Origin of the sequence: Caulobacter sp. DWR3-1-2 (genome assembly GCF_049896225.1) — a bacterium.
Taxonomy (GTDB): Bacteria; Pseudomonadota; Alphaproteobacteria; order Caulobacterales; family Caulobacteraceae; genus Caulobacter.
In genome coordinates this window covers 133527-159287 of record NZ_JAFCTW010000003.1, presented here as the reverse complement: position 1 = coordinate 159287, position 25761 = coordinate 133527, and the positions used below count along the sequence as shown (strand labels likewise).

The following is a 25761-nucleotide window of genomic DNA, read 5'->3' as shown; positions in this document are numbered from 1 at the left end:
CAGATTATCAACGATATTTCCTGATTGCGCGAAAACGCCGGCCGCGACGAGGTTTCTGATACGTCGCGGCAAGCTTCGATCGCCTCGCGACTTGCCAAGCCCGCCCGGCATGTCTAACCCGCCTTCGGCGCACGGCGCGGATGTGGCGAAACTGGTAGACGCACTAGATTTAGGTTCTAGCGCCGAGAGGCGTGGAGGTTCGAGTCCTCTCATCCGCACCAAGCCCGCTGGGCCCCCAGCCTGGCGGACGCGCCAAATCCGCCGGGTCTTTCGCCTGGCGGGCGCCAACGCCCTTGGATGGTCGCCAAACGCGTGACATAAGGGCGCTCTTTCGCCGCCCCGGTGACGTGGGCGGCTTTGATGTTTTGTCCCCTGGGGCGGACGACGGGCGCGAACGCCCGAAGAGCCGAGAAGCTAAGAATGTCGATGCAGATCGTAGAAAAGTCGGGCGAAGGCCTCAGCCGTGTTTATGGCGTGACGGTGCCCGCGAGTGAACTCGCCACGCGTCTTACGGCCCGGATCGCCGAGGTCGCGCCTCAGATGAACGTCAAGGGCTTCCGCCCTGGCAAGGTGCCGACCGCCCACGTTCGCCGCCTCTACGGCAAGGCCCTGATGGGTGAAGTCATCGAGGCGACGCTGAACGAAGGCGCCCAGAAGGTTCTGGACGACAACAAGCTGCGCCCGGCAGGCCAGCCCGACCTAAAGCCCTCGTCCGACATGGACAAGGTTCTGGCCGGCGGCGAAGACCTGGCCTTCGACCTGGCCGTCGAGGTCATGCCCGAGTTCGAGCCGATCGATCCGGCCTCGATCGAGCTGGTCAAGCCGGTCTACAAAGTCTCCGACGCCGAGACCGATGAGGCCTTGGCCGACCTGGCCAAGCAGGCCCGAACCTATGAGCCGCGTAAGGGCAAGTCGCTGAAGGCCAAGGACGGCGACCAGCTGGTGATCGACTTCGTCGGCACCATCGACGGCGTGGCCTTCGATGGCGGCACGGCGACCGACGCCGAGCTGACGCTCGGTTCGAATCAATTCATCCCGGGCTTCGAGGCCCAGCTGGTCGGCGCCAAGCCGGAAGACGTCGTCACCGTCAAGGTCGACTTCCCGGCCGATTACCAAGCCGCCAACCTGGCCGGCAAGGCCGCTGAGTTTGTCACCACCGTCAAGGAAGTGCGCGCCCCGGTCGACGCCGAGCCCGACGACGAGCTGGCCAAGCGCCTGGGTCTGTCGGACCTGGCCGCGCTGAAGGACCTGCTCAAGTCGAACCTGGAAGGTCGCTACAGCAACAGCTCGCGCTTCAAGCTGAAGCGCGCCCTGCTGGACGTTCTCGACACCAAGCATGATTTCCCGCTGCCGCCGCGCATGGTCGACGCCGAGTTCGACGGCATCTGGCAACAGGTGCAGGCCGACAAGACCCAAGGCGGCCTGTCGCCCGAGGACGAAGGCAAGAGCGAAGACCAGCTGAAGGACGAGTACCGCAAGATCGCCGAGCGCCGCGTGCGCCTGGGTCTGGTGCTCGCCGAGATCGGCCGCAAGAACGACGTGGCCGTCACCGAGCAGGAACTGGCCGACGCCATGATGCGCGAAGCCCGCCAATATGGCGCGCAAGCCCAGCAGGTGTTCGACATGTACCGCCAGCGCGCCGACCTTCAGGCCGCCCTGCGCGCCCCGATCTACGAGGACAAGGTTGTCGACCTGATCTTCGGCCAGGCCAAGATCGAGGAAAAGGAAGTCTCCAAGGAAGAGCTGATGGAAGAAGACGATCTTCCGGAAGGCTATGGCGGCTAAGGCCTCCATCATTTGACGTGAACAGGGCGCGGCCCGCGAGGGGCGCGCCCTTTTTCATGGCGCAAGCGTCGCGCCGGCTCCTTGCAACCTGTTAAGCGCCACGCGATATGCGAGAGCGACGGCGCGCAGGGGCTGATTCGCTCGCGCCGCCCAGACACAATGAAAAGGGCGATCCCTATGTATGATCCGATGGCGACGGCCATGAACCTCGTCCCGATGGTGGTCGAACAGACCAGCCGCGGCGAGCGGGCGTTCGATATTTTCTCCCGTCTGCTGAAAGAGCGGATCATCTTCCTGACCGGTCCCGTCGAAGACGGCATGGCCAGCCTGATCTGCGCCCAGCTGCTCTTCTTGGAGTCCGAGAACCCCAAGAAGGAGATCGCCATGTACATCAACTCGCCGGGTGGCGTGGTCACGTCGGGCTTGGCGATCTACGACACGATGCAATACATCAAGAGCCCCGTTTCGACGGTGTGCATGGGCATGGCGGCCTCGATGGGCAGCCTGCTGCTCTGCGCTGGCGCGCCCGGCCAGCGTATCGCCCTGCCGAACGCCCGCATCATGGTTCACCAGCCCTCGGGCGGTTTCCGTGGCCAGGCCTCGGACATCGTGCGCCACGCCGAGGACATCTCGAAGACCAAGCGTCGCCTGAACGAAATCTACGTCAAGCACTGCGGGCGGACCTATGAAGAGGTCGAGCGCGACCTGGACCGCGACAACTTCATGAGCGCCGAGGAAGCCAAGGCCTGGGGCTTGATCGACCACATCAACGAAAGCCGCGACGAGGCGGACGAGAAGGCCTAAGGGCCTTTCTCTTTCGCGAGATGAAGCCGCCGCCCGCGAGGTCGGCGGCTTTTTTCTTGTCCGGAACCCGCTGATGCGGGCAGGGGTGTGCCCCCCGGGGGGGGGCGCCGCTAAGCAGACCTTTCGATTGTCTGGCAAAGGGTCGAAAGCGGCTGTTAGCGCCCGAGCGGCAAGCAGACCTCCAGATCACCAACGGCGACGGCAAAAATAGGTTCTCGCTCATCGCTCCCGGCGTGTTTCCCCAACAAATTCAACGCCGAAAATAGACTTATCCTCCGCGTTTGACGGCGCTGCATAATCAACGGGCTTCAAGGCGATGGGGAGGGGGCTAAGGCTTGCGACCTTCGCGGCCTTGGGGTGCGGTCGAGCGGCTGTGCTCGTCGGCTGCGGCTCCGCGAGGGGGCGTGACTCCATCCTTTTGGTGCCGGCCGGGCGTGGAACACAAGTACGGCGTGGGGTGAGGGCGGACGAGACGACAGGCTCGCGGTGACGCAGGCGTTCCGGGACTGGGCGACGCGAGCCCGGCCCGCCCGTCGGGGGCTTCGATCGGCGAGGCGCCAATAGCGCCGAACGCCGGTCGCTCCCGGATAAGGATCGCGCGGAGCGTCGGTCTGAGTCGAAACGGTATTTCCTACAAAGATTCCGGGCTCAGCCCGGCGCTCCGCGGCCCTTCCCACACCTTCAGCGGCCCGCCGCGTGAAGCGGCGAAGTCGTGTCCATCAAGTCCTCCCACTTTTGGGGGAGGTATCGGCGGAGCCGACTGAGGGGGGAGTGATCGGATAACGGACGACCCGATGATCGACGACCCTACAACGCGCCCCACCGGTCACTTCGCGACAGCCTTCCCCATGGGGAGGGCCTTTACCCCGGCTTGCCGCGGAAAATCCGGTAGCCCTTCTCGTGGGCGATCGCCAGCATCTCGCGGTCGCCGGAGGTGTCGCCATAGGCGGCGGCCAGCGACATATCGTCGCCGAATTGCTCGCGCAGCCGCACGACCTTTTCCGGGCCCCGGCAGTTGGGACCCAGCAGCGCGCCCGTGATCTTGTCGTTGAGGTCGAGGGCCAGGCGCGAGCCAATCAGCAGGTCGGCGCCCAGGCCTCGAGCGAAGGGGGCGACGATCATGTCGGGCGAGGCGGTGACGATCACCAGCTTGGCGCCCTTGGCCCGCCAGCGCCGCCAGACGGCCAAGGCGTCGGGGCGAAACAGCTTGGGCGCCTCGGACTGGGCGAAGGCGCGGGCGTCCCGCTCAAGTCGCTCCAGGCTGACACCGCGGAGGAACTCGCGCACGGCGGCGGCCTTGATCTTGCCCCGGTTGCGGTCGAACAGGTAGGCCACGGCGGCAGGCGCCAGGCGGATCATGCCCAAGGCGTGACGCGCCGGGCTGACCCGCCATTTCAGAAAGGCTGTGAAGCTGTCTCGGACCGTCAGTGTGCCATCGAAATCGAAGGCCACCAGGGGTGGACCCTCGTGCATGTCGCCCATCATCGGGGTCGACGCCGTCAGCCCCTTGGCCATCAGTGAACGTTTCGCCATGCGTCTCCGCGCTTGCGCGCCCTGCAAACTCGACGGCCTTGCATCACGATTCCGCAGTCGTCACCTAAGGCCATCGCCGTTTGTGGCAAACGAGACGTTGGAGCGAACCACCTCCGGCTTGCGTTGACGTGTCGGAACGCCATCTTAGAGAAGAATTCCATGAAACCGCACACACCATCCACGAACTTGGGGGCTGTAAAACGGCTCCAAGGCTTGTGCGGTGCGTCCGGATCGGGGAATGTCAAGGATTAGACAACTCCCGGCGTATAACCTGCCGCTTCGGTGGCGAGTTGGGCGCATAGGAGTCGGCGGTTCCGGTTCTGGCCTGGACCGCCCTAGCGTGAGAAGCGACCATGACGAAAGCCGCGAGCGGCGACACCAAGAGCACCCTGTACTGTTCTTTCTGCGGGAAGAGCCAGCACGAGGTGCGTAAGCTCATCGCGGGTCCGACGGTGTTCATCTGTGATGAATGCGTCGAACTCTGCATGGATATCATCCGTGAAGAGCACAAGATCGCCTTCGTGAAGTCCAAGGATGGCGTGCCCACGCCGCGCGAGATCTGTGAAGTCCTGGACGATTACGTGATCGGGCAAAGTCACGCCAAGAAGGTTCTCGCGGTTGCTGTGCACAACCATTACAAGCGCCTGAACCACGCTTCGAAGAACAACGATGTCGAGTTGGCCAAATCCAACATCCTGCTGGTCGGTCCGACCGGTACGGGCAAGACGCTGCTGGCCCAGACCCTGGCTCGAATCATCGACGTGCCATTCACGATGGCCGACGCCACCACCCTGACCGAAGCCGGCTATGTGGGTGAAGACGTCGAGAATATCGTGCTGAAGCTTCTGCAGGCCGCCGATTACAACGTCGAGCGGGCTCAGCGCGGCATCGTCTATATCGATGAAATCGACAAGATCAGCCGCAAGTCTGACAATCCGTCAATCACCCGCGACGTGTCCGGCGAGGGCGTGCAGCAGGCCCTGCTGAAGATCATGGAAGGCACGGTGGCCTCCGTGCCGCCGCAGGGCGGGCGCAAGCATCCGCAGCAGGAATTCCTGCAGGTTGACACAACCAACATCCTGTTCATCTGCGGCGGGGCCTTCGCGGGCCTGGAGCGCATCATCTCGGCGCGCGGCCAAGGCAAGTCGATCGGCTTCGGCGCCAAGGTGGCGGATCCGGAAGAGCGTCGCACGGGCGAGATCCTGCGCAATGTCGAGCCGGACGATCTGCAGCGCTTCGGTCTGATCCCGGAATTTATCGGCCGTCTGCCGGTGATAGCCACCCTGGAAGACCTCGATGAGGTCGCCCTGGTGAAGATTTTGACCGAGCCGAAAAACGCCTTCGTCAAGCAGTACCAGCGCCTGTTCGAGATGGAGAACATCGGCCTGACCTTCACCGACGACGCCCTGCATGGCGTCGCCAAGAAGGCCATCCTGCGCAAGACTGGCGCGCGCGGCCTGCGTTCGATCATGGAAGGCATCTTGCTGGAGACCATGTTCGAACTGCCCAACTACGAGGGTGTCGAGGAAGTGGTGGTCAATGCCGAGGTCGTCGAAGGCCGGGCCCAGCCGCTGCTGATCTACGCCGAGAAGAAGGGTGGGGCGGCTTCGGCCTAACCTCACTGACGTTCGCTGCGAAATCGGGCGCGCTCGGCTTGCCGGGCGCGCTCTTTTCGTCACACCAGGCTCTTTCCGACACGCCGCCATCGACACCGCGACAGGCGCCGCGAACTATCGACGAAACGACTTAGGCGTCTCGGCAATAAAATTGGCAAGGTTCGTGCACAGCCAAGGTCGCCAGGGGGCATGGGCGTTGCACCTTGGCCGCCAAACCGCGACCCGTCGCCGCTACGAGGCGAGTGCGCTTGAACCGTGTTGCAAAAGGTCCACATAAATAACGAACATCCGCTCAGTCCCGGGCGGACGGGTCGTACGACTCAGGCGCATCGTCTGGGTGACGGCGGCCCGCGTGGCTGAACGCGAGAAAACGCGACGGCCAGGAGTATAAAGGCATCATGTCCGAGATTCGTACCCTTCCTGTGTTGCCCCTGCGGGACATCGTCGTGTTCCCGCACATGGTGGTTCCGCTGTTCGTCGGCCGCGACAAGTCGGTGCGCGCCCTTGAAGAGGTGATGCGCGGCGGCAAGGAAATCCTTCTGGTCACCCAGAAGAACTCGGCCGACGACGACCCCTCGCCGTCCGACATCTATGACGTCGGCGTTCTGGCCACCGTTCTGCAACTGCTGAAACTGCCCGACGGCACCGTCAAGGTGCTGGTCGAAGGCAAGGGCCGCGCCGCCGTGGTGCGCTTCACCGACCAGGAGGCCTATTACGAGGCCCAGGTCGGCGAGGTGAACGAGGACCAAGGCGTTGGCCCCGAAGCCGAGGCCCTGTCGCGCGCGGTCGTCGAGCAGTTCGAGAACTACGTCAAACTGAACAAGAAGGTGCCGCCCGAGGCCCTGGCCTCGATCCCGCAGATCGCCGAGCCGGGCAAGCTGGCCGACAGCATCGCCGCGCATTTGTCGGTGAAGATCGGCGACAAGCAGAACCTGCTGGAAATCTTCGACATCGTGAAACGCCTGGAGAAGGTCTTCGCCCTGATGGAGGGCGAGATCTCCGTGCTGCAGGTCGAGAAGAAGATCCGCTCGCGCGTCAAGCGCCAGATGGAGAAGACCCAGCGCGAATATTACCTGAACGAGCAGATGAAGGCGATCCAGCGCGAGCTGGGCGATCCTGACGATCAGCGCGACGAACTGATCGAGCTCGAAAAGCGCATCAAGAAGACCAAGCTGTCCAAGGAAGCCCGGACCAAGGCCGAGGGCGAACTGAAGAAGCTGCGCAACATGAGCCCGATGTCGGCCGAAAGCACCGTGGTCCGCAACTATCTGGACTGGATGCTGTCGATCCCGTGGGGCAAGGCCAAGACCAAGAAAATCGATCTGAACGAGGCCGAGGCGGTGCTCGAGGAGGACCACTACGGCCTGGAGAAGGTCAAGGAACGTATCCTTGAATATCTGGCTGTCCAGGCTCGCACCGGCTCGCTGAAAGGGCCCATCCTGTGCCTCGTCGGTCCTCCGGGCGTCGGCAAGACCTCGCTGGGCCGTTCGCTGGCCAAGGCGACCGGGCGCGAGTTCGCCCGCATCTCGCTGGGCGGCGTGCGAGACGAGGCGGAGATCCGTGGTCACCGGCGCACCTATATCGGTTCGATGCCCGGCAAGATCATCCAGACCATGAAGAAGGCCAAAACCACCAACGCCTTCTTCCTGCTGGACGAGATCGACAAGATGGGCAGCGACTATCGCGGCGACCCGTCCTCGGCCCTGCTCGAAGTGCTCGACCCGGCTCAGAATTCGACCTTCGGCGACCACTATCTGGAAGTCGACTACGACCTCAGCCAGGTGATGTTCGTCACCACGGCCAACAGCCTCAACATGCCCCAGCCGCTGCTGGACCGCATGGAAATCATCCGCATCCCCGGCTACACCGAGGACGAGAAACTGGAGATCGCCAAGCGCCACGTGCTGCCCAAGTTGATGAAGGACCACGGCCTGAAGACGACCGAATTCGTGGTGCCGGAAAAGGCCATTCGGGACCTGATCCGCTACTACACGCGAGAAGCTGGCGTGCGGTCGCTCGAGCGCGAACTGAGCGGCCTGGCGCGCAAGACGGTCCGTGACCTGGGTCGCGAAAAGGTCACCTCGATCACCATCGACGATGAGCGTCTGGCGAAATATGCTGGCGTCCAGAAGTTCCGCTATGGCGAGACAGACGAGGTCGATCAGGTCGGCATCGTCACCGGCCTGGCTTGGACGGAATATGGCGGCGAGATCCTGACCATCGAAGCCGTGAAGATGCCGGGCAAGGGTCGCATGACAGTGACCGGCAACCTCAAGGACGTGATGAAGGAGTCGATCTCGGCGGCTCAGTCCTACGTGCGCTCGCGGGCCACCCATTTCGGCGTCAAGCCGCCGATCTTTGAAAAGACCGACGTCCACATCCACGTTCCTGACGGCGCGACCCCCAAGGATGGTCCGTCGGCCGGCGCCGCCATGGCCGTGGCCATGGTCTCGGTGCTGACCGGCATTCCGATCCGCAAGGACATCGCCATGACTGGCGAGATCACCTTGCGTGGCCGGGTGACGGCCATCGGCGGCCTGAAGGAAAAGCTGCTGGCGGCGTTGCGCTCGGGCGTGAAGACGGTCCTGATCCCTCAGGAGAACGAGAAGGATCTGGCCGAAGTCCCGCAAAGCGTGAAGGATGGTTTGGAAATCATCCCAGTCTCCGCGATCGACGAAGTGCTGAAACACGCGCTTACCGGTCCGCTCACCCCAATCGAGTGGCGGGAAGAGGATGAGCCAATTGCTGCAACTGCGAAGGTTGAAGAGGGCGATAGCGACGCTGTTCTGACCCACTGACAGTAACTTATTGTTGATAACTTAGGCGGCGCGGAGTATTTCCGCGCCGCCTTCGTTTGACGAGCCGTCTGAACCCCGCATACTCCCGCCCGAGCGAAGCGGCGTAAGCTGTAGCCAGCGCCGCCGCTTTCATGGCTGGGAGAACAACATGACCACAAAAGCCGAACTCGTCACGGCGATCGCCGAAAAGGCGGGCATCAACAAGAATCAGGCGAAGGACGCTCTGGAAGCCTTTATCGACGCGGTCACCACGTCGCTGAAATCCGGCGAGGATGTTCGCCTCGTGGGCTTCGGCACCTTCAAGGCTGTTGCGCGCGCCGCTGGCACCGCGCGCAACCCGCGCACCGGCGAGACCGTCAATCGCCCGGCGTCCAAGACCGCCCGGTTTCAGGTCGGCGAGGGTCTGAAGACCACGCTGAACGGCTAGGCCAGTACACAGATTTCGAGGGCGGGACGCCGCGAGGCGTCCCGCCTTTTTCCATGCAGGACGGTGTATCTCCCACATCATCGTTCTGAGGGGCGGTTAGCTCAGCGGTAGAGCGTCTCGTTTACACCGAGAGGGTCGGGGGTTCGATCCCCTCACCGCCCACCATTACCAAGTCGCGCGCTGGATCTTCCCGCCACCGCTGTGGACATCCCTATGATCGCCCCGCACTGATCGATCATGTCGCGTCCTGACCCGCCCATCGCCGTCACGCGTCTCGACTGGGTCGATCTGCGCCTCGATGACGTCGAGACGCCGCGCGGGCGTCTGCGGATCACTCTGGGCCTGGGCTCGGGTTTGGCGCGCCGAGCGAGCGACCCGCCGGGCGTGTTGTGGGCGATCGGGGATCGTGGACCCAATATCAAGATCAACGCCGCGATCGACGATCATGGATTGAAGCGTCTGAAGCCGCTGCGCGGCGTCGACGGCGCCAAGCTGATGCCGCGGACGGACATCGGTCCGACGCTGGTCCAGATCCGCCTCGAGGGCGACGGTGTCACCTTGTTGCGGACACTGCCGTTACGCGACAGCCATGGCGCGGCGTTCAGCGGGCTGCCTCTTCCTGTCGGGGACACGGCGGCGATGGAACCCGCCTTCGACTTGGCCGGAGCGCCGCTGGGCGCGAATTTGGCTGGGGCCGACACCGAAGGGGTCGTCGCCTTGGAAGATGGGACCTTCCGGGTCGCCGATGAATATGGACCCTCGATCCTGGTAGTGGCGGCCGACGGCGAGGTTTTGGCGCGCTGGGTCCCGACCGGCGTGGAGGCGGGGTTGATGGGCGCGGCCTATCCCGTGATCGGGGTTCTGCCGGCCTTGGCGGCCCGGCGACGATTGAACCGAGGGTTCGAGGCCATCGCTCTGTCGCCGGATGAGCGCCGCCTTTATGTCCTCTTGCAGAGCCCGTTGGCGGCCGAGGACGATCCCGAAGCCGACGCCGTGGGATATGTCCGGCTTTGGACGCTCGACGCCACGACGGGAATGGCGCTGGCCGAGCACCTTTACCCCCTCGATCCCGCGGACAGTTTCCGACGTGACCGCGATGCGGGGCGCATCGGGAGCAAGGACTTGAAGGTTTCCGAGGCGGTGGCGGTCGGCGACGGTCAGCTTCTGATCCTTGAGCGGATCTCGCGCACGTCGAAGATCTATCGCGTGAAACTGTCCGAGAGGCTTCTGCGAAAGACACTGGTGCTGTCAACCGACGACTGGCCCGATATCGACGCCGATCTGGAGGGCATGGCGGTGCTCTCCGACCGCGAACTGGTTTTGTGCACGGACAACGACTTCGGCGTCGATGGGCGGCAAACCGCTTTCTACCGCGTCACCTTCGCCGAATCGTTCACGGCTTGAGCGCCAGAATCTCCAGGCTCGTCGCCGCCGAGCGCGCCGCTTCGTCAGCCTGAATGCGCTCGCCCAAGGCCTGAGCCCGGACCTTGAAGCGCGGCTCGTTGAGCAGACGGTTCACGGCCGCCGCGATGACCGGCGCCTTGGCGTCGGCGGCTAGGGTCAGGCCCGCGCCGCGATGAGTGACACGGGCGGCGTTGTCGTGCTGGTCGCGACCCATGGGCAGGCACAGCAGCGGCACGCCGGCCATCAGCGGTCGCAGAGTGGAGCCATGGCCGGCGTGGGTTATAAACAGGGCAGTCTGGGCCAGCAATCGCCCGTGCGGCGCGCTGCGGACGACCGCCACATTGTCGGCAGCCTCGAACTCGGCAGGATCGATCGCCGGTCCCGTGGTCACCACCGCGCGTACCGCCAGCGTCCCCAGGGCGGCGATGATCTCGCGCAAGACTGCCTCCTGGGCCTGGTAGAGGCTTGAAAACGAGACCACCACCAGCGGCCCGCCGGCGGCCGGCGGCGCGCATGGCTCGACCCAGGTTGGGTCGGCCAGATAGGGACCGACATGGACGAACGGCGCGGGCAGGGGGCTGGGCGCGAAGTCGAAGGCCTGGCTGGTGGCCAGGAGGATGGACCTTGCGACATTCAATTGGTCGAACACATCGTTCAGCGGCGGCAGGTCGAGCGCGGCGCGGGCGGCGTTGAGGTCGGGCAGTCCCGCCTGGAAGAAGGTGCGGCTCATCTGGCCGACCATCGCGTGCATGGCGCGTTCCTCGTCGCTGGTCGCGGGTAGCATGCCAGCCCCGAACGGCGGGGCGCCGGCCATTGTCGGCAGCGACCAGATGTTGGCGGCCAGCAGAGCCAGCGGCAGTCCGCGCGCCTCTGCCGCCGCCATGGGCCCCGTTAGCAGTTCCTGCGACACGATCACGTCCGGCGCGAAGGCGTCGGTCGCCGCCAAGGTGTCAGTGGCGTAGGCAAGGGCCGGGCCCGTCATGACCCGGTCCAGAAGTCGCTGGATCACCGCCAGCGGATTGTCGGCCTCGTAATCCCTCAGACGGTCATCATCGCGGCTCTTGCCGGTCTGGAACGGCGCGGTCGTCCAGGCGCCGAATGGTACGTCCAAGGCCGCGGCGTCCAGACAGTTGCACGGGTCGCTGAGCACCAGAACGTCATGACCGAGCGTCATGAGATCGCGGGCGACCAGCAGCATCGGCTGAACGTGGCCGCCGCCTTCCCAGGTGGTGAACAGAAACCGCGCCATCACGCCCTGGACCCTAAACGAACATAACTGCCTACCCGGTACTGTCGAGCCCTGCCATAAGCGTCAACGGCCCGTCCGAAAAGCACCCCGGCGGCGGCTGTCTCGCCGCGTCGCGCTGCGACCGCTAGACAGCGGTCCAGCTTCGGAGGAACCTCCGTCCCCGTGAGTGCCTTAAAGGCTCTACGGCCGTCGCTGCGATCGAGGGCGACAAGCGAGGTTCCGGCGTTATGGATTTGAGGTTTGATCCGCTCTCGGCGTTCAACGAGGCTGAACAATCCCTGTTTCGGGCCGCCCGGCCCGGTGGAAAGCCAGTTCGACTGGTCGATACGACCATGCTGTATGCCCCCCGCAGCGGCGGGGTGCGGCGCTATCTGAACTGCAAGCGCGCCTGGATCGCGGCGAATCGCCCCCAGGTTCGTCACACCCTGGTGGTGCCTGGGCCGCGCGACGCGCACGACGGCCATGGCCGGGTGTCGATCTACGCCGCGCCCCTGCCGTTTGGCGATGGCTACCGCTGGCCGGTGGTCAAGGGCGCCTGGATGGAGCGGCTGATTCGTCAGCGGCCAGACATCATCGAGGCCGGCGATCCGTATACGCCGGGTCTGGCGGCCCTGAAGGCGGGGGACGCCCTGGGTGTTCCGGTCGTGGGCTTCTGCCACACCGACCTTGGAGCGCTCGCCGCGCTCCACATCGGCGAATGGGCCGAAAAGCCGGTGCAGAAGCGCTGGGCGGCCATCTACAGCCAGTTCGACCAGGCCGTGGCGCCCAGCCAGTTCATCGCCGGACGGCTGATCGAGGCTGGCGTCAAGAACGCCATTGGCCTGCCGCTCGGCGTCGATACAGAGATCTTCAATCCCGCACGGGGCGACCGCGAGGCTCTGCGGCGCAGGCTGGGCCTGACCAGCCGTCACCGCATCCTGGTGTTCGCCGGGCGGCCGGCCAAGGAAAAGAAGCTGGACGTGCTGGTCGAGGCCGTGGAGCGCCTGGGCGACCCCTATGTGCTGCTGTTCGTCGGCGCGGGGGCGGGGGCGCCGTCCAGCGACCGGGTGATCTGTTTGGACTATGAGCGCGACCCGCAGGGCCTGGCGGCGGTGTTGGCCAGCTGCGATGCCTTCGTGCACGCCAATGACAATGAGCCCTTCGGGCTCATCGTGCTGGAGGCCATGGCCTGCGGCCTGCCAGTGATCGGCGTGGACGCCGGCGGCGTGGCCGAGTCGGTGGACGAGACCGTCGGCGCCCTGGCCACCGCGTCGGAAGCCCGCGTCTTCGCCGAAGCCATCGAGTCGGTGTTCGCGCGCGACCTGCCGGCCCTGGGCCAGGCCGCGCGCTTGCGGGCCGAGGAGCGACACGGTTGGGACCCGGTGTTCCGCAAGCTGTCGGCGATCTATGGCGGCCTCACCGGCTGCTCGGCCTTTGCCGATCCCGTCGAGCACACCTTTCCCCCGCAATAGAAACGTTAGGCGGCGGCCTGGACCAGGTCGCCGCGGACCCGCGCCAGGATCTCATAGGAGTGTCGGCGCGCCTCGTGATCGTGGATCTGTGAGGCGGCCATCAGTTCGTCGGCGCCCGTGGCGTCCAGAACCTGTTGCACCTTGGCGCGGACGGTTTCCGGCGAGCCGATCGCCGAATAGCGGAAGGTATGATCCAGGCCCGCCAGTTCGGCTTCCGACGCGATGGCCCGGATGTCGTCGACCGGGGCCGGCAACAGCCCGGGTTGGCCGCGCCGCAGCGCCAGGAACTGCTGCTGGGACGAGGTGGACAGCCGGCGCGCCTGGGCGTCGGTGTCGGCCGCGCAGACCCCGATACAAATCATGACATAGGGTTGGGCCAGGGCCTCGGACGGCTTGAAGGTGCGCCGATAGATGGCGATGGCCTCCATCAGCTGATCCGGCGCGAAATGGGCCGCGAAGGCAAAGGGCAGGCCGAGCGCCGCCGCCAGTTGGGCGCTGTAGGTACTGGAGCCCAGCAGCCAAAGCGGCACGTCCTGGCCTTCGCCAGGCACGGCGCGAACCAATTGACCCGGAACAGCGGGTTTGAACCAGGCCTGCAACTCGACCACATCCTGGGCGAACGAATCGACGGCGCCCATGTAACGGCGCAGGGCGCGCATGGTCGGCTGGTCGGTGCCCGGCGCGCGACCGAGGCCCAGATCGATTCGGCCGGGATAGAGCGCGGCCAGGGTGCCGAAGGCCTCGGCCACCATAAGGGGGGCGTGGTTGGGCAGCATGACGCCGCCCGATCCGACCCGAATCGTCTTGGTGCCGCCAGCCACGTGACCGATCACCACGGCCGTGGCGGCGCTGGCGATGCCCGGCATGTTGTGATGCTCGGCCAGCCAGTAGCGGTGATAGCCAAGGCCTTCGGCGTGGCGGGCCAGGTCCAGGCTGTTGTGAAGGGCCTGGCCGACACTGATTCCTTGCGGGACCGGGGCCAGATCGAGGACGGAAAAGGGCAAGGAATGAGCGTGCGACATGCAGGCTAGATCGTGATGCGAAGGCCCAACCTCAAGGCGCGCGGATCGCGCTAGGCGAACGCGCCCGACCCGCGCACTACTCTCCAGGGCTGCGCACGCGGCGAGCGGGGTCGATCTTGGCGCTGAACTGCAAGCATCTGGACGGTAACGCCGTCGTCACGCCCCAGACCCACGGCTGCGAAGAATGCCTGAAGTCCGGCGACGCATGGCTGCACCTGCGCCTTTGCCGGACCTGCGGTCACGTCGGCTGCTGCGGCCAGTCGAAGAACAAGCACGCCACCCAGTATTTCAAGGCCACGCGCCATCCGATGACCGAGGGTTACGATCCGCCGGAAGGCTGGGGTTGGTGCTTTGTGGATGAGGTGTTCTTCGAATTCCAGGCGCCGACCCCGCATCCGGGCCCGATCCCGCGCTACTACTGAGGGGCTGGTAAGCGACGAACCGCCTAGATCGGCTTTGGACTTCAGGGCGCGGGAGGGAGAAGGTGGCGCGAATGACGGGACTTGAACCCGCGACCTCCGGCGTGACAGGCCGGCGCTCTAACCAACTGAGCTACATCCGCGTCGGGCGCGAACAGAACTGTCCGGCGCGGTCGTCCATGGACAAGCCTTCAGGGTGGGCAGCGTCCAACTTCAGGGAAGGTGGCGCGAATGACGGGACTTGAACCCGCGACCTCCGGCGTGACAGGCCGGCGCTCTAACCAACTGAGCTACATCCGCATTGGACCTCGCCGAAGCGAAGTGCGACCCGCCGTGCGGCGAGGGGCGTCTGATATGTCGCGCTGATGGGTGTGTCAACGGCCATGTCGTGGAAGCTGTGAGTGAATAATTGTTGCGATCGTTTCTCAATGTGTCGCAGGCGTTTGAAGCGTCGGCGGCAGTGGGCTACAACCCGCTCGATTCAAGCCAAGGGCTGTCATGAACGCCTTCCTTCTCCAATATCTGCCGATCGTGATCTTCCTCGGGATTGCGGCGGTTATCGGCATCGCCTTTATCCTCGCCGCCGCGGTGCTTGCGCCTCGGGCGCCGGACCCTGAAAAGCTGTCCGCCTACGAATGCGGCTTCAACGCCTTCGACGATGCGCGCATGAAATTCGATGTGCGTTTCTACCTGGTCTCGATCCTGTTCATCATCTTCGACCTGGAAGTGGCCTTCCTGTTCCCGTGGGCGGTTTCGCTGATGAAGCTGCCGCACGACGTGGCGGCCTTCGCGTTCTGGTCGATGATGAGCTTCCTGGGCGTGCTGACCGTCGGCTTCATCTACGAATGGAAGAAGGGCGCCCTCGAATGGGAGTGATCGTTCCCGCCAACAGCTCGCCTCTCGTTCCTGCTGGCTCCGCCGGCCGGTCGACGGTCGAGGGCTATGACCCCAAGCTGCACGACCCCTATTTCGACGGTCTGTCGGGCCAGCTGGCCGACAAGGGCTTCGTCACGGCCGCTGCTGACGACCTGATCACCTGGGCCCGTACCGGCAGCCTGATGTGGATGACCTTCGGTCTGGCCTGCTGCGCCGTCGAGATGATGCATTCGGCCATGCCGCGCTATGACTTGGAGCGCTTCGGTTTCGCGCCCCGGGCCAGCCCGCGCCAGTCGGACGTGATGATCGTCGCCGGCACCCTGACCAACAAGATGGCTCCGGCGCTGCGCAAGGTCTATGACCAGATGCCCGAGCCGCGCTACGTCATCTCGATGGGCAGCTGCGCCAATGGCGGCGGCTACTACTATTACAGCTACAGCGTCGTGCGCGGCTGCGACCGGATCGTGCCGATCGACATCTATGTGCCGGGCTGCCCGCCCACCGCCGAGGCCCTGGTCTATGGCGTGCTGCAGCTGCAGAAGAAGATCCGTCGTACGGGGACGATCGAGCGATGACCGACGTTGTTCCTGCCGAGACCGTCGCTGCCGAAGTCGCTTTGTCGCCGCTCGAAGCCCTAGGCCAAATGATCGTCACCAATTCGGGCGGCGCGATCACCACCTTCCACGTGGCGTTCGGCGAGCTGAACCTTTTGGGCCCATCCAACCGGGTGGTGCAGGCGCTGACCTATCTGCGCGATCACGCGGACCTGCGCTTTCACCAGCTGGCGGACCTGTGCGGCGTCGACTATCCGGAGCGCGAGCGTCGGTTCGACGTCGTCTATCACCTGCTGTCGCTGATCAAGAACCACCGCGTCCGCTTCAAGGTCCAGACCGACGAGGACACCCCCGTTCCGTCCGCCACGCCAGTGTTCCCGGTGGCTGACTGGTTCGAGCGCGAGGCGTTCGACATGTACGGGATCTTCTTCGAGGGTCACCCCGACCTTCGCCGGATCCTGACCGACTACGGTTTCCACGGCCACCCGCTGCGGAAAGACTTCCCCATGACCGGTTATGTGGAAGTTCGTTACGACGACGAGCTCAAGCGCGTCGTCTATGAACCTGTGAAGATTACCGAGTTCCGTGCGTTCGATTTCCTCTCGCCTTGGGAGGGCGCCAAGTATGCCCTGCCCGGCGATGAGAAAGCTGAAAAGAGAGCAGGGGATGCTTGATCATGGGTTTACGTCGACCGACGTTTCGTTCCGCCACCGCGTTCTTTCTGGTCGCGTTCTCGACCGCCTTCCTGATGACGATCGGCATGAGGCTGACCGGCTGGTTCACCAAGGCGCCGGTGATCTCAGCCGAGCAGAACAAGATGCTGGGAGTGGCGATCATGATCTCGGTCATCACCCTGGCGATCGGCGCCAGCATCCGGCGCATGGAAGTGGCCGAGCTGCGCAGCGCGCTGCTCGGGGCGTCCTCCGTGCTGCTGGCCTTGCCCCTTTCGCAGGCCGCTATCAGCCAGTCGTGGAGCGTGGCCACCACGATCATCACGCTGCTTGGCGTGGTCCTGCTGATGGCCGGGCTGCTCGTCTCGCTCAGTATCGAACCGCGTAAGGAAGGCGAGACGCCATGACCGGCCAAACATCGCCCGCTGCGGCGACCGACTTCTTCCGTGATGAAGCGACGCTTCCGGCGACCATCCCGGAAACGCCCGTTCGGAAGTTCAACATCAATTTTGGCCCGCAACACCCGGCCGCGCACGGCGTGCTGCGCCTGGTGCTGGAGCTGGACGGCGAGATCGTCGAGCGCGTCGATCCGCATATTGGCCTGCTTCATCGGGGCACCGAGAAGCTGATGGAGGCCCGCACCTACCTCCAGAACATCCCCTATTTCGACCGCCTCGACTATGTTTCGCCGATGAACCAGGAGCATGCCTTCTGCCTGGCCATCGAGAAGATGCTGGGCGTGGACGTACCCAAGCGCGGCAGCCTGATCCGCGTGCTGTACTGCGAAATCGGCCGGGTGCTGAACCATCTGCTGAACGTGACGACCCAGGCCATGGACGTCGGCGCCCTGACGCCGCCGCTCTGGGGCTTCGAAGAACGCGAAAAGCTGATGGTGTTCTATGAGCGCGCCTCGGGCTCGCGCCTGCACGCCAACTATTTCCGCCCCGGCGGCGTCCACCAGGACCTGACCCCCTCGCTGATCGACGACATCGAGACCTGGGCCAAGGCCTTCCCCAAGATTTGCGACGACATCGAAGGCCTGATCACCGACAACCGCATCTTCAAGCAGCGCAATGTTGACATCGGCGTGGTCACCAAGGAAGACGCGCTGGCCTGGGGCTTCTCGGGCGTGATGGTGCGCGGCTCGGGCATCGCCTGGGACCTGCGCCGCAACCAGCCCTATGAGGGCTATAGCGACTTCGAGTTCGACATCCCGCTGGGCAAGAACGGCGACTGCTACGATCGCTATCTGTGCCGGATGCAGGAGATGCGAGAGTCCACCAAGATCATCCTGCAGGCCATCGAAAAGCTGCGCGCAACGCCCGGCCCGGTGATGACCGAGGACAACAAGGTGGCGCCGCCACGTCGCGCCGAGATGAAGCGGTCGATGGAAGCCCTGATCCATCACTTCAAGCTCTACACCGAAGGCTTCCGCACACCGGAAGGCGAGGTCTATGCCTGCGTCGAAGCGCCCAAGGGCGAGTTCGGCGTGTTCCTAGTCAGCAACGGCACCAACAAGCCCTATCGCTGCAAGATCAAGGCGCCCGGTTTCTCGCACCTGGCGGCCATGGACTGGATGAACCGCGGCCACCAGCTGGCCGACGTCTCGGCGATCCTGGGGTCGCTCGACATCGTGTTCGGCGAGGTCGACCGTTGAGCCTGGAAGCAATCGTCCAGGCGCAGCTCGACGCCTATAACGCCCAGGATCTGGACGCGCACTGCGCCCACTTCGCCGATGACGTGGTGGTCGCCACGCTGAACGGAGAGGTGGCGCGCTCGGGCATCGAGGCCTATCGCGCTTTCTACGCCAAGACCTTCGCCGACTTCCCCGGCAACCAGGCCAAGCTTCTCAACCGCATCGTGGTGGGCGCGAACGTGATCGATCACGAACACGTCGACCGCGGCAACGGCGAGCCGCCCTTCCAGGTCGCCGCCATCTACACCTTCAAGGGCGGCAAGATCGCCCGCGTGGATTTCGCCCGATGATCGCCCCCCAATGAGTGTCCGTCGCCTCGCCAAGGAACAACCCGCCAGCTTCGCGTTCTCGATCGAGAGCCAGGTCAAGGCCGACTGGTGGATCGCCAAATATCCCGCCGAGCGCAAGCAGTCGGCGGTGATCCCGATGCTGTGGCTGGCGCAGAAGCAGGAGGGCTGGGTTTCCGAGCCCGCCATCCAGGAGATTTCCCGCCAGCTGACCATGCCGGTCATCCGCGTGCTGGAGGTCGCGACCTTCTACGTGATGTTCCAACTGCAGCCGGTCGGCAAGCTCGCTTTCGTTCAGCTGTGCGGCACCACGCCGTGCCAGCTGCGCGGCGCGCTGGATCTCAAGGCGGTGTTGAAGGCCAAGATCGGGCAAGCCAATGACGTCTCGGCCGATGGCAAGTTCAGCTGGGAAGAGGTCGAGTGCTTGGGCGCCTGCTGCAACGCGCCGATGGCCGCCATCAACGACTATTATTACGAAGACCTGACGCCGGAGAGCTTGGCCCAGATCCTCGACGACTTCGCCGCCGGCAAGTCGCCGCAGCCGGGCAGCTATGACGGCCGCAAGGCCTCGGAGCCCAAGGGCGCGATCCAGACCCTGATCGATCCTTCGCTGTACGACGGCTCGCTGGCCCAGAGGATCACGATCCCGAACCTGCCCTCGGCGGCCCCGGCCCCGGCGCCGGAGCCCGCCGCCTGATGATCGCCGCCGACCCCGTCCTCGTCCAGAAGCGCGTGGCCTATGTGAAGACCCTCCGGGGTCTTTATCGGGGCGAACGGGCCGTCGGGATGATGGCCAGCCTGATCGGCGTGCTGCTGCTGATCTGGGGTCGGCAGGTCGCCGGGGCGCCAGCCTGGGCCGTACCCACGGGTCTTGTGACGATTGGCGCCGCCTGGTTGCTTTTCGCCTATGTCATCTATCGTCGGACGCGCTATGTGCGCGCCCATCCATTCGATCCGCAAAGCTGAGTCATGGTCGGTATCCTCGAAGACAAGGATCGCATCTTCACCAACCTCTACGGGCTCCAGGATTGGGGTCTCGAGGGTGCGAAGGCGCGTGGCTGCTGGAATGGCACCAAGGATATCCTGGACGCGGGTCGCGACTGGATCATCGACAACATGAAGAACTCCGGCCTGCGCGGCCGGGGCGGGGCGGGCTTCGGCACCGGCCTGAAGTGGTCGTTCATGCCCAAGGAAGTGAAGGACGGTCGTCCGCACTATCTGGTCGTCAACGCCGACGAATCCGAGCCGGGCACCTGCAAGGACCGGGAGATCATGCGCCATGATCCCCACCTGCTGATCGAAGGCTGCCTGATCGCCTCGCGGGCCATGCTGGCCCACGCCTGCTACATCTATATTCGCGGCGAATATGTCCGCGAACGCGAAGTGCTCGAGGCCGCCATCAAGCAGGCCTATGACGCGCGGCTGGTGGGCAAGAACAATGTCCACGGCTGGGACTTCGACCTCTATGTCCATCACGGGGCCGGCGCCTATATCTGCGGCGAAGAGACGGCCTTGCTGGAAAGCCTGGAAGGCAAGAAGGGCCAGCCGCGCCTGAAGCCGCCGTTCCCGGCCGGCGCGGGCCTCTACGGCATGCCGACCACGGTCAACAATGTTGAGAGCATCGCCGTCGCGGGCACGATCCTGCGCCGCGGCGCCGGCTGGTTCGCCGGCTTTGGCCGTCCCAACAATGCGGGCACCAAGCTGTTCTGCGTCAGCGGCCACGTGAACAAGCCCTGCAACGTGGAAGAGGCGATGAGCATCCCCTTCCGCCAGCTGATGGAAGACCATTGCGGCGGCGTTCGCGGGGGCTGGGGCAACCTGAAGGCCGTGATCCCGGGCGGCTCGTCCGTGCCGATGATCCCGGCCGAGCAGTGCGAAGATCTGCCGATGGACTTCGACGCCCTGCGCAATCTGAAGTCAGGCCTGGGCACCGCCGCCGTGATCGTCATGGACAAGGACACCGACCTGGTCCGCGCCATCGCCCGCCTCAGCTACTTCTACAAGCACGAGAGCTGCGGCCAGTGCACGCCGTGCCGCGAAGGCACGGGCTGGATGTGGCGGGTCATGGAGCGCATGGCCACCGGCGAGGCTGATCCCAAAGAGATCGACACCCTGCTGGACGTCACGACCCAGGTCGAGGGTCACACGATCTGCGCTCTCGGGGACGCGGCCGCCTGGCCGATCCAGGGCCTGTTCCGTCACTTCCGCCACGAGGTCGAAGACCGGATCGCAACCTATCGCACCGGTCGCCTGCACGTGCAGGGCGCCAGCCTGATCGCGGCGGAGTAAACGATTATGGCTATCGCCAAGGTCAACGGCGTCGAGGTCGAGTTCGAGCCCGGCATGACGGTTCTGCAGGTGGCGGAACTGGCCGGGGAAGAGATCCCGCGCTTCTGCTATCACGAGCGCCTGAGCATCGCCGGCAACTGCCGGATGTGCTTGGTCGAGGTGAAGCCCGGCCCGCCCAAGCCGCAGGCGTCGTGCGCCCTGCCGGCCGCCGAGGGCCAGGAAATCTTCACCAAGACCCCGATGGTCAAGAAGGCCCGCGAAGGGGTGATGGAGTTTCTGCTCATCAACCACCCGCTGGATTGCCCGATATGCGACCAGGGCGGCGAGTGCGACCTGCAGGACCAGGCCATGGGCTATGGCCGCGACGACACCCGCTATCACGAGAACAAGCGGGCGGTCGAAGAGAAGGCCATGGGCCCGCTGATCAAGACCGCGATGACCCGCTGCATCCAGTGCACGCGCTGCGTCCGCTTCATCACCGAGGTGGCCGGCTCGCCGGAGATCGGCCTGATCTCGCGCGGCGAAGACGTTGAGATCACCACCTATCTGGGCGCGGCGGTGACGTCCGAGCTTAGCGCCAATGTCATCGACCTGTGCCCGGTCGGCGCCCTGACCTCCAAGCCCTACGCCTTCGAGGCGCGGCCCTGGGAGCTGAAGAAGACCGAGAGCGTCGACGTCATGGACGCCCTGGGCTCGGCTATCCGCGTCGACGCCCGTGGCAATGCCGTGCTCCGCGTGCTGCCGCGCGTCAACGAGGACGTCAACGAGGAGTGGATCTCCGACAAGACCCGCTACGCCGTCGACGGCCTGCAGCGCCAGCGTCTGGACCGTCCCTATGTCCGCGTCGCCGGCAAGCTGCAGCCCGCCAGCTGGGGCGAGGCGTTCGCCGCTGTGGCCGCGAAGATCAAGGCGACGTCGCCCGAACGCATCGGCGTCATCGCCGGCGACCTGCAGGACGCCGAGAGCCTGAAGGCGACCAAGGACCTGTTCACCGCCCTGGGCGTCAAGAACCTCGACGCCCGCCAGGACGGCCTGACCCTTGGCAATGGCCCGCGAGAGAGCTGGCTGTTCAATTCGACCATCGCCGGTATCGAGAACGCCGACGTCATCCTGCTGGTCGGCGCCAATCCCAAGGTCGAGGCGCCGGTGCTCAACACCCGCCTGCGCAAGCAGTGGATCGCCGGCAAGCTGCGCGTCGGCGTGATCGGCGAGCGCGGCGACCAGACCTATGACTACGACTATCTCGGCGCCGGCTCTCAGACCCTGTCGGGCCTGGCCGACAGCCAGTCCGACTTCGTCGCTGCCCTGAAGAACGCCCAACGCCCGGCGATCATCATCGGCCAAGGCGCCCTGACCCGCACCGACGGCGCCGCCGTGCTGAAGGCCGCCGCCGCTGTCGCCACGAGCTTCAACGTGGTGCGTGAAGGCTGGAACGGCTGGAACGTGCTGCACACCGCCGCCGCGCGCGTGGCCGGCCTGGACCTGGGTTTCGTGCCGGGCGAGGGTGGTCTGACCGCTAGCCAGATGCTCAAGCCGGGCGCGCTGGACGTTCTGTTCCTGCTGGGCGCCGACGAGTGCGAGACCGCCGCCTCGGACGCCTTCAAGATCTATCTGGGCACCCATGGCGACGCCGGCGCCCACAAGGCCGACGTCATCCTGCCAGGGGCCGCCTATACCGAGAAGAACGGCCTCTATGTGAACACCGAAGGCCGCGTCCAGATGGGCGAGCGGGCGGTGTTCCCCAAGGGCGAGGCCAAGGAAGACTGGTCGATCCTGCGGGCCCTGTCGGAGCATGTCGGGACAAAGTTGCCCTATGACAGCCTGGACCAACTGCGGACCAAGCTGTTCGCCGACCACCCGACCTTCGGCCAGATCGACTTCGCCCCGGGCTCGATCCCGACGGTGTTTGACCTGTCCGGCCTGGGCGGCGACGGCGAGCTTGCGGACGCGCCGTATGAAGGCTCGATCAAGGCCTTCCACCTGACCAATCCCATCGCGCGCGCCAGCGTGACCATGGCCGAATGTGCGGCCGTGGCCTCCGGCGCCGCCAAGATCGCGGCGGAGTAGGCCGGTGAGTGCTTTCTTCTCCAATCCGGCCGTGACCTGGACCCTGCTGACCACCGGCGGGATCCTGCTGGTGGTGGTCTGGGTCCTGCTGAGCCTGGCCTTCCTGCTGCTCGCCGACCGCAAGATCTGGGCCGGCGTGCAGATGCGCAAGGGTCCCAACGTGGTCGGCCCCTTCGGCCTGCTGCAGTCCTTCGCCGACTTCGGCAAGTTCGTGCTGAAGGAAATCATCATCCCGGCCGGCGCCGACAAGGTCATCTTCCTGCTGGCCCCGCTGCTGAGCCTGGTCCTGGCCTTTGTGGGCTGGGCCGTCATCCCGTTCGCGCCGGGTTGGGTGGTTTCCAACCTCAATGTCGGCATCCTGTACCTGCTGGCGATGAGCTCGCTGGGCGTCTACGGCATCATCATGGGCGGCTGGGCTTCGAACTCGAAGTACCCGTTCCTGGGCGCCCTGCGCTCGGCGGCGCAGATGGTGTCGTACGAAGTGTCGATCGGCCTGATCATCATCACGGTGATCCTGCTGGCCGGCACCATGAACCTCAGCTCCATCGTCGACCAACAGGCTGGCTGGATCTGGAACTGGAACGTGTTTGGTGGCCACGGCCTGAAGAACATGATCCTGGCCCCGGTGATGATCATCGCCATGGGCATGTTCTTCATCTCGGCCCTGGCCGAGACCAACCGCCCTCCGTTTGACCTTCCGGAAGCCGAATCCGAGCTCGTGGCCGGCTACCAGGTGGAATACAGCTCGACCCCGTACCTGCTTTTCATGGTCGCCGAATATTCCAACATCGTGCTGATGTGCGCGATGATCAGCGTGCTGTTCTTCGGCGGCTGGAACCCGGGCTTCCCCATTGGCTTTACAGCCGGCTGGCCGCCGTTCCTGGTCAATTTCCTGCTGGCTCTGGTGTTCTATTTCAAGATCGTCGTGGCTTTCTTCTTCATCGCCATGGCCAAGGCTATCGTGCCTCGCTACCGCTATGACCAACTGATGCGCCTGGGCTGGAAAGTGTTCCTGCCGATGTCGCTGGTGCTGGTGATGCTGGTCAGCGCCTGGCGCGTGTTCGGGCTGCAGACGTGATCGCCAAATCCGCCCTTCTGGTCCTCATCGGTCTTGGCTTCACCGTGGCGAGCTGCGCGACCGATGACGTGGCCTCGGCCAAGACGTCGTACTCGCTGGGCCGCGGCGTGGTCAGCTATGACCAGCTGCGCCGCGACAGCGCGCAATGCGTCGCCGATGGCGGAAAGATTGAATCCAAGCAGGACGGGGGCGACCCCACCCAGCTTTCGAACTACACCTGTGTGATTTCAAAGGGTAAGCAGCGTCCATGATGATGCAACGCATTTCCCAGGCCGTGAAAGGCGTGGCGCTGCTCGACTTCGCGGGCGCCTTCGGCCTGGCCATGAAGTACATGATCGCCCCGAAGAAAACGGTGATCTATCCGAACGAACGCGGCCCGCAGTCGCCCCGGTTCCGCGGCGAGCACGCCCTGCGTCGCTATCCGTCGGGCGAAGAGCGATGCATCGCCTGCAAGCTTTGCGAAGCCGTCTGTCCGGCCCAGGCCATCACCATCGAGGCCGAACCGCGCGACGACGGCAGCCGCCGCACGACCCGCTACGACATCGACATGGTCAAGTGCATCTATTGCGGCCTGTGCCAGGAGGCCTGCCCGGTGGACGCCATCGTCGAAGGGCCGAACCTGGAGTTCGCCGTCGAGACGCGCGAAGAGCTCTACTACGACAAGGAAAAGCTGCTCGACAACGGCGATCGTTGGGAACGGTTGATCGCAAAGAATCTGGAGTTGGACGCGCCCTACCGTTAAAGGACGGGCGCGATTCCGAAGGTAGGCGGCGGGCCATCCGGCACGGCGTTGGTTTATGGTTTTAACGGGAGCACCTGCCTTGCAGGCGATAGCTTTCTATCTGCTGGCGTTCGCGACGATAGCGGCGGGTCTTCTCGTCGTCTCGGCCAAGAATCCCGTGCACTCGGTGCTCTTCCTGATCACCGCCTTTTTCTCGGCCGCCGGCCTCTTCGTCCTGCTGGGCGCGGAGTTTTTGGCGATGCTGCTGATCGTCGTCTATGTGGGCGCGGTCGCGGTGCTGTTCCTGTTCGTCGTGATGATGCTCGACGTCGACTTCGCGCAGCTGCGACAGGGTTTCGCCCAGTACTTGCCGATCGGCGCCATCGTGGCCGGGGTCCTGACCGTCGAGATGATCGTGATCGCGGTGAAGGTCGCTACGGACGGCGCGGCCGCCAAGCTGGCCGGCCCGATGGCCTCGCCGGTCGGCGTGCCCAACACCGAGGCGATCGGCCGGGTGCTCTACACCGACTACATATTCTTCTTCCAATTGGCGGGCCTGGTGCTGCTGGTCGCCATGATCGGCGCCATTGTCCTGACCCTGCGCCACAAGCCGGGCGTCAAGCGCCAGGACATCGGCAAGCAAATCGCTCGTACGCCCAAGACCGGGATGGAAATCGTGCAGATCAAGCCCGGCGAGGGGATCAGCGAATGATCGGCCTGTCTCATTATCTCGTCGTCGCCGCGATCCTGTTCACGATCGGCGTCTTCGGGATCTTCGTGAACCGCAAGAACATCATCGTCATCCTGATGTCGATCGAGCTGATCCTGCTGGCGGTGAACATCAACCTGGTGGCCTTCTCGGTCTATCTGCACGACGTGACGGGGCAGATCTTCGCCATGTTCGTGCTGACCGTCGCGGCGGCCGAGGCCGCCGTCGGCCTGGCCATCCTGGTCACCTTCTTCCGTAACCGCGGCGACATCGCGGTCGACGACGCCAGCGTGATGAAGGGCTGA

At 64.8% G+C, this 25761-nt stretch carries 26 protein-coding genes and 4 tRNA genes; 25 read left to right on the top strand and 5 right to left on the bottom strand.

What is annotated here, in order from left to right:
* The first annotated feature begins 136 nt into the window (after window positions 1–136).
* The 3 genes from ACP696_RS05355 (at window position 137) to ACP696_RS05345 (ending at window position 2589) form a co-directional block, all read left to right on the top strand.
* Window positions 137–221: transfer RNA gene (locus tag ACP696_RS05355), tRNA-Leu, on the top strand.
* 205 nt (window positions 222–426) lie between these two features.
* Entirely contained in the window at window positions 427–1785 is a 1359-nt protein-coding gene (tig, locus tag ACP696_RS05350; RefSeq protein WP_426011920.1) for a trigger factor, read from the top strand.
* A 177-nt stretch (window positions 1786–1962) separates the two neighbouring features.
* Window positions 1963–2589, top strand: a complete 627-nt coding sequence (locus ACP696_RS05345) for an ATP-dependent Clp protease proteolytic subunit (protein WP_426011919.1) — start codon at window positions 1963–1965, stop codon at window positions 2587–2589.
* Window positions 2590–3450: 861 nt separating this feature from the next.
* Here the strand turns inward: ACP696_RS05345 and ACP696_RS05340 are convergent.
* Window positions 3451–4122 (bottom strand): HAD-IB family hydrolase, encoded by a 672-nt coding sequence (locus tag ACP696_RS05340; RefSeq protein WP_426011918.1) that lies wholly within the window; start codon window positions 4120–4122, stop codon window positions 3451–3453.
* 353 nt (window positions 4123–4475) lie between these two features.
* Between ACP696_RS05340 and clpX the strand changes: the two genes are divergently transcribed.
* The 5 genes from clpX (at window position 4476) to ACP696_RS05315 (ending at window position 10367) form a co-directional block, all read left to right on the top strand.
* Window positions 4476–5738, top strand: a complete 1263-nt coding sequence (gene clpX / locus ACP696_RS05335; RefSeq protein ID WP_426011917.1) for an ATP-dependent protease ATP-binding subunit ClpX — start codon at window positions 4476–4478, stop codon at window positions 5736–5738.
* A 398-nt stretch (window positions 5739–6136) separates the two neighbouring features.
* Window positions 6137–8536 carry an endopeptidase La gene (lon, locus tag ACP696_RS05330; RefSeq protein ID WP_426011916.1) on the top strand — a complete coding sequence of 800 codons (2400 nt, stop codon included), beginning with the start codon at window positions 6137–6139 and terminating at the stop codon, window positions 8534–8536.
* A gap of 148 nt (window positions 8537–8684) precedes the next feature.
* Window positions 8685–8963 (top strand): HU family DNA-binding protein, encoded by a 279-nt coding sequence (locus tag ACP696_RS05325; protein ID WP_007676465.1) that lies wholly within the window; start codon window positions 8685–8687, stop codon window positions 8961–8963.
* A 90-nt stretch (window positions 8964–9053) separates the two neighbouring features.
* Window positions 9054–9128, top strand: a tRNA-Val gene (locus tag ACP696_RS05320).
* Between the two features lie 72 nt (window positions 9129–9200).
* Window positions 9201–10367 carry an esterase-like activity of phytase family protein gene (locus tag ACP696_RS05315; protein ID WP_426011915.1) on the top strand — a complete coding sequence of 389 codons (1167 nt, stop codon included), beginning with the start codon at window positions 9201–9203 and terminating at the stop codon, window positions 10365–10367.
* On the opposite strand, the gene ACP696_RS05310 is transcribed toward ACP696_RS05315, so the two are convergent.
* Window positions 10357–11616 carry a glycosyltransferase gene (locus ACP696_RS05310; RefSeq protein ID WP_426043582.1) on the bottom strand — a complete coding sequence of 420 codons (1260 nt, stop codon included), beginning with the start codon at window positions 11614–11616 and terminating at the stop codon, window positions 10357–10359. The genes ACP696_RS05315 and ACP696_RS05310 overlap by 11 nt on opposite strands.
* Window positions 11617–11843: 227 nt before the next feature.
* On the opposite strand from ACP696_RS05310, the gene ACP696_RS05305 reads away from it, so the two are divergent.
* Window positions 11844–13067: a glycosyltransferase family 4 protein gene (locus ACP696_RS05305; protein WP_426011913.1), complete on the top strand. Its 1224-nt coding sequence runs from the start codon at window positions 11844–11846 to the stop codon at window positions 13065–13067.
* A 5-nt stretch (window positions 13068–13072) separates the two neighbouring features.
* Here the strand turns inward: ACP696_RS05305 and ACP696_RS05300 are convergent, their stop codons facing one another.
* Window positions 13073–14089, bottom strand: coding sequence for an LLM class flavin-dependent oxidoreductase (locus ACP696_RS05300; RefSeq protein WP_426043524.1), 1017 nt, complete (start codon window positions 14087–14089; stop codon window positions 13073–13075).
* Window positions 14090–14205: 116 nt separating this feature from the next.
* Between ACP696_RS05300 and ACP696_RS05295 the strand changes: the two genes are divergently transcribed.
* The gene (locus ACP696_RS05295; RefSeq protein ID WP_426011911.1) at window positions 14206–14511 is read left to right on the top strand and encodes a UBP-type zinc finger domain-containing protein; all 306 of its coding nucleotides are present in this window, start codon (window positions 14206–14208) and stop codon (window positions 14509–14511) included.
* 63 nt (window positions 14512–14574) lie between these two features.
* Here ACP696_RS05295 and ACP696_RS05290 read toward each other — a convergent pair.
* Together ACP696_RS05290 and ACP696_RS05285 are read right to left on the bottom strand one after the other, a co-directional pair.
* Window positions 14575–14651, bottom strand: a tRNA-Asp gene (locus ACP696_RS05290).
* A gap of 80 nt (window positions 14652–14731) precedes the next feature.
* Window positions 14732–14808: transfer RNA gene (locus ACP696_RS05285), tRNA-Asp, on the bottom strand.
* 198 nt (window positions 14809–15006) lie between these two features.
* Here ACP696_RS05285 and ACP696_RS05280 point away from each other — a divergent pair.
* Genes ACP696_RS05280 through nuoK form a run of 15 tightly spaced genes read left to right on the top strand, consistent with a single transcriptional unit; the run spans window position 15007 to window position 25761 of the window.
* The gene (locus ACP696_RS05280) at window positions 15007–15384 is read left to right on the top strand and encodes an NADH-quinone oxidoreductase subunit A (RefSeq protein WP_426011910.1); all 378 of its coding nucleotides are present in this window, start codon (window positions 15007–15009) and stop codon (window positions 15382–15384) included.
* On the top strand, window positions 15354–15959 hold the full coding sequence (locus ACP696_RS05275; protein WP_426011909.1) for a NuoB/complex I 20 kDa subunit family protein: 606 nt from the start codon (window positions 15354–15356) through the stop codon (window positions 15957–15959). The genes ACP696_RS05280 and ACP696_RS05275 overlap by 31 nt, the downstream gene beginning before the upstream one ends.
* Window positions 15956–16612, top strand: a complete 657-nt coding sequence (locus ACP696_RS05270; RefSeq protein WP_426043523.1) for an NADH-quinone oxidoreductase subunit C — start codon at window positions 15956–15958, stop codon at window positions 16610–16612. The genes ACP696_RS05275 and ACP696_RS05270 overlap by 4 nt, the downstream gene beginning before the upstream one ends.
* A gap of 2 nt (window positions 16613–16614) precedes the next feature.
* On the top strand, window positions 16615–17016 hold the full coding sequence (locus ACP696_RS05265) for a hypothetical protein (RefSeq protein WP_426012549.1): 402 nt from the start codon (window positions 16615–16617) through the stop codon (window positions 17014–17016).
* Window positions 17013–18266 (top strand): NADH-quinone oxidoreductase subunit D, encoded by a 1254-nt coding sequence (locus tag ACP696_RS05260; RefSeq protein ID WP_426043522.1) that lies wholly within the window; start codon window positions 17013–17015, stop codon window positions 18264–18266. Before ACP696_RS05265 ends, ACP696_RS05260 begins: the two co-directional genes overlap by 4 nt.
* Window positions 18263–18595 carry a nuclear transport factor 2 family protein gene (locus tag ACP696_RS05255; RefSeq protein WP_426011906.1) on the top strand — a complete coding sequence of 111 codons (333 nt, stop codon included), beginning with the start codon at window positions 18263–18265 and terminating at the stop codon, window positions 18593–18595. Before ACP696_RS05260 ends, ACP696_RS05255 begins: the two co-directional genes overlap by 4 nt.
* Before the next feature lie 10 nt (window positions 18596–18605).
* A complete protein-coding gene (nuoE, locus tag ACP696_RS05250) occupies window positions 18606–19289 on the top strand; it encodes an NADH-quinone oxidoreductase subunit NuoE (RefSeq protein ID WP_426011905.1) in 684 nt (227 codons plus the stop codon).
* Complete coding sequence (locus tag ACP696_RS05245; RefSeq protein ID WP_426011904.1) at window positions 19289–19558, top strand: hypothetical protein; 270 nt, start codon at window positions 19289–19291, stop codon at window positions 19556–19558. Before nuoE ends, ACP696_RS05245 begins: the two co-directional genes overlap by 1 nt.
* Before the next feature lie 3 nt (window positions 19559–19561).
* Window positions 19562–20881 carry an NADH-quinone oxidoreductase subunit NuoF gene (gene nuoF / locus ACP696_RS05240; protein WP_426011903.1) on the top strand — a complete coding sequence of 440 codons (1320 nt, stop codon included), beginning with the start codon at window positions 19562–19564 and terminating at the stop codon, window positions 20879–20881.
* A gap of 6 nt (window positions 20882–20887) precedes the next feature.
* Entirely contained in the window at window positions 20888–22948 is a 2061-nt protein-coding gene (gene nuoG / locus ACP696_RS05235; RefSeq protein WP_426043521.1) for an NADH-quinone oxidoreductase subunit NuoG, read from the top strand.
* A gap of 4 nt (window positions 22949–22952) precedes the next feature.
* A complete protein-coding gene (gene nuoH, locus ACP696_RS05230; RefSeq protein WP_426043520.1) occupies window positions 22953–24026 on the top strand; it encodes an NADH-quinone oxidoreductase subunit NuoH in 1074 nt (357 codons plus the stop codon).
* Window positions 24023–24277 carry a hypothetical protein gene (locus ACP696_RS05225; RefSeq protein ID WP_426011900.1) on the top strand — a complete coding sequence of 85 codons (255 nt, stop codon included), beginning with the start codon at window positions 24023–24025 and terminating at the stop codon, window positions 24275–24277. The genes nuoH and ACP696_RS05225 overlap by 4 nt, the downstream gene beginning before the upstream one ends.
* Window positions 24277–24768, top strand: a complete 492-nt coding sequence (nuoI, locus tag ACP696_RS05220) for an NADH-quinone oxidoreductase subunit NuoI (RefSeq protein WP_426012547.1) — start codon at window positions 24277–24279, stop codon at window positions 24766–24768. The genes ACP696_RS05225 and nuoI overlap by 1 nt, the downstream gene beginning before the upstream one ends.
* 55 nt (window positions 24769–24823) lie before the next feature.
* Window positions 24824–25459, top strand: coding sequence for an NADH-quinone oxidoreductase subunit J (locus ACP696_RS05215; protein WP_426043519.1), 636 nt, complete (start codon window positions 24824–24826; stop codon window positions 25457–25459).
* The gene (nuoK, locus tag ACP696_RS05210; RefSeq protein WP_028037628.1) at window positions 25456–25761 is read left to right on the top strand and encodes an NADH-quinone oxidoreductase subunit NuoK; all 306 of its coding nucleotides are present in this window, start codon (window positions 25456–25458) and stop codon (window positions 25759–25761) included. Before ACP696_RS05215 ends, nuoK begins: the two co-directional genes overlap by 4 nt.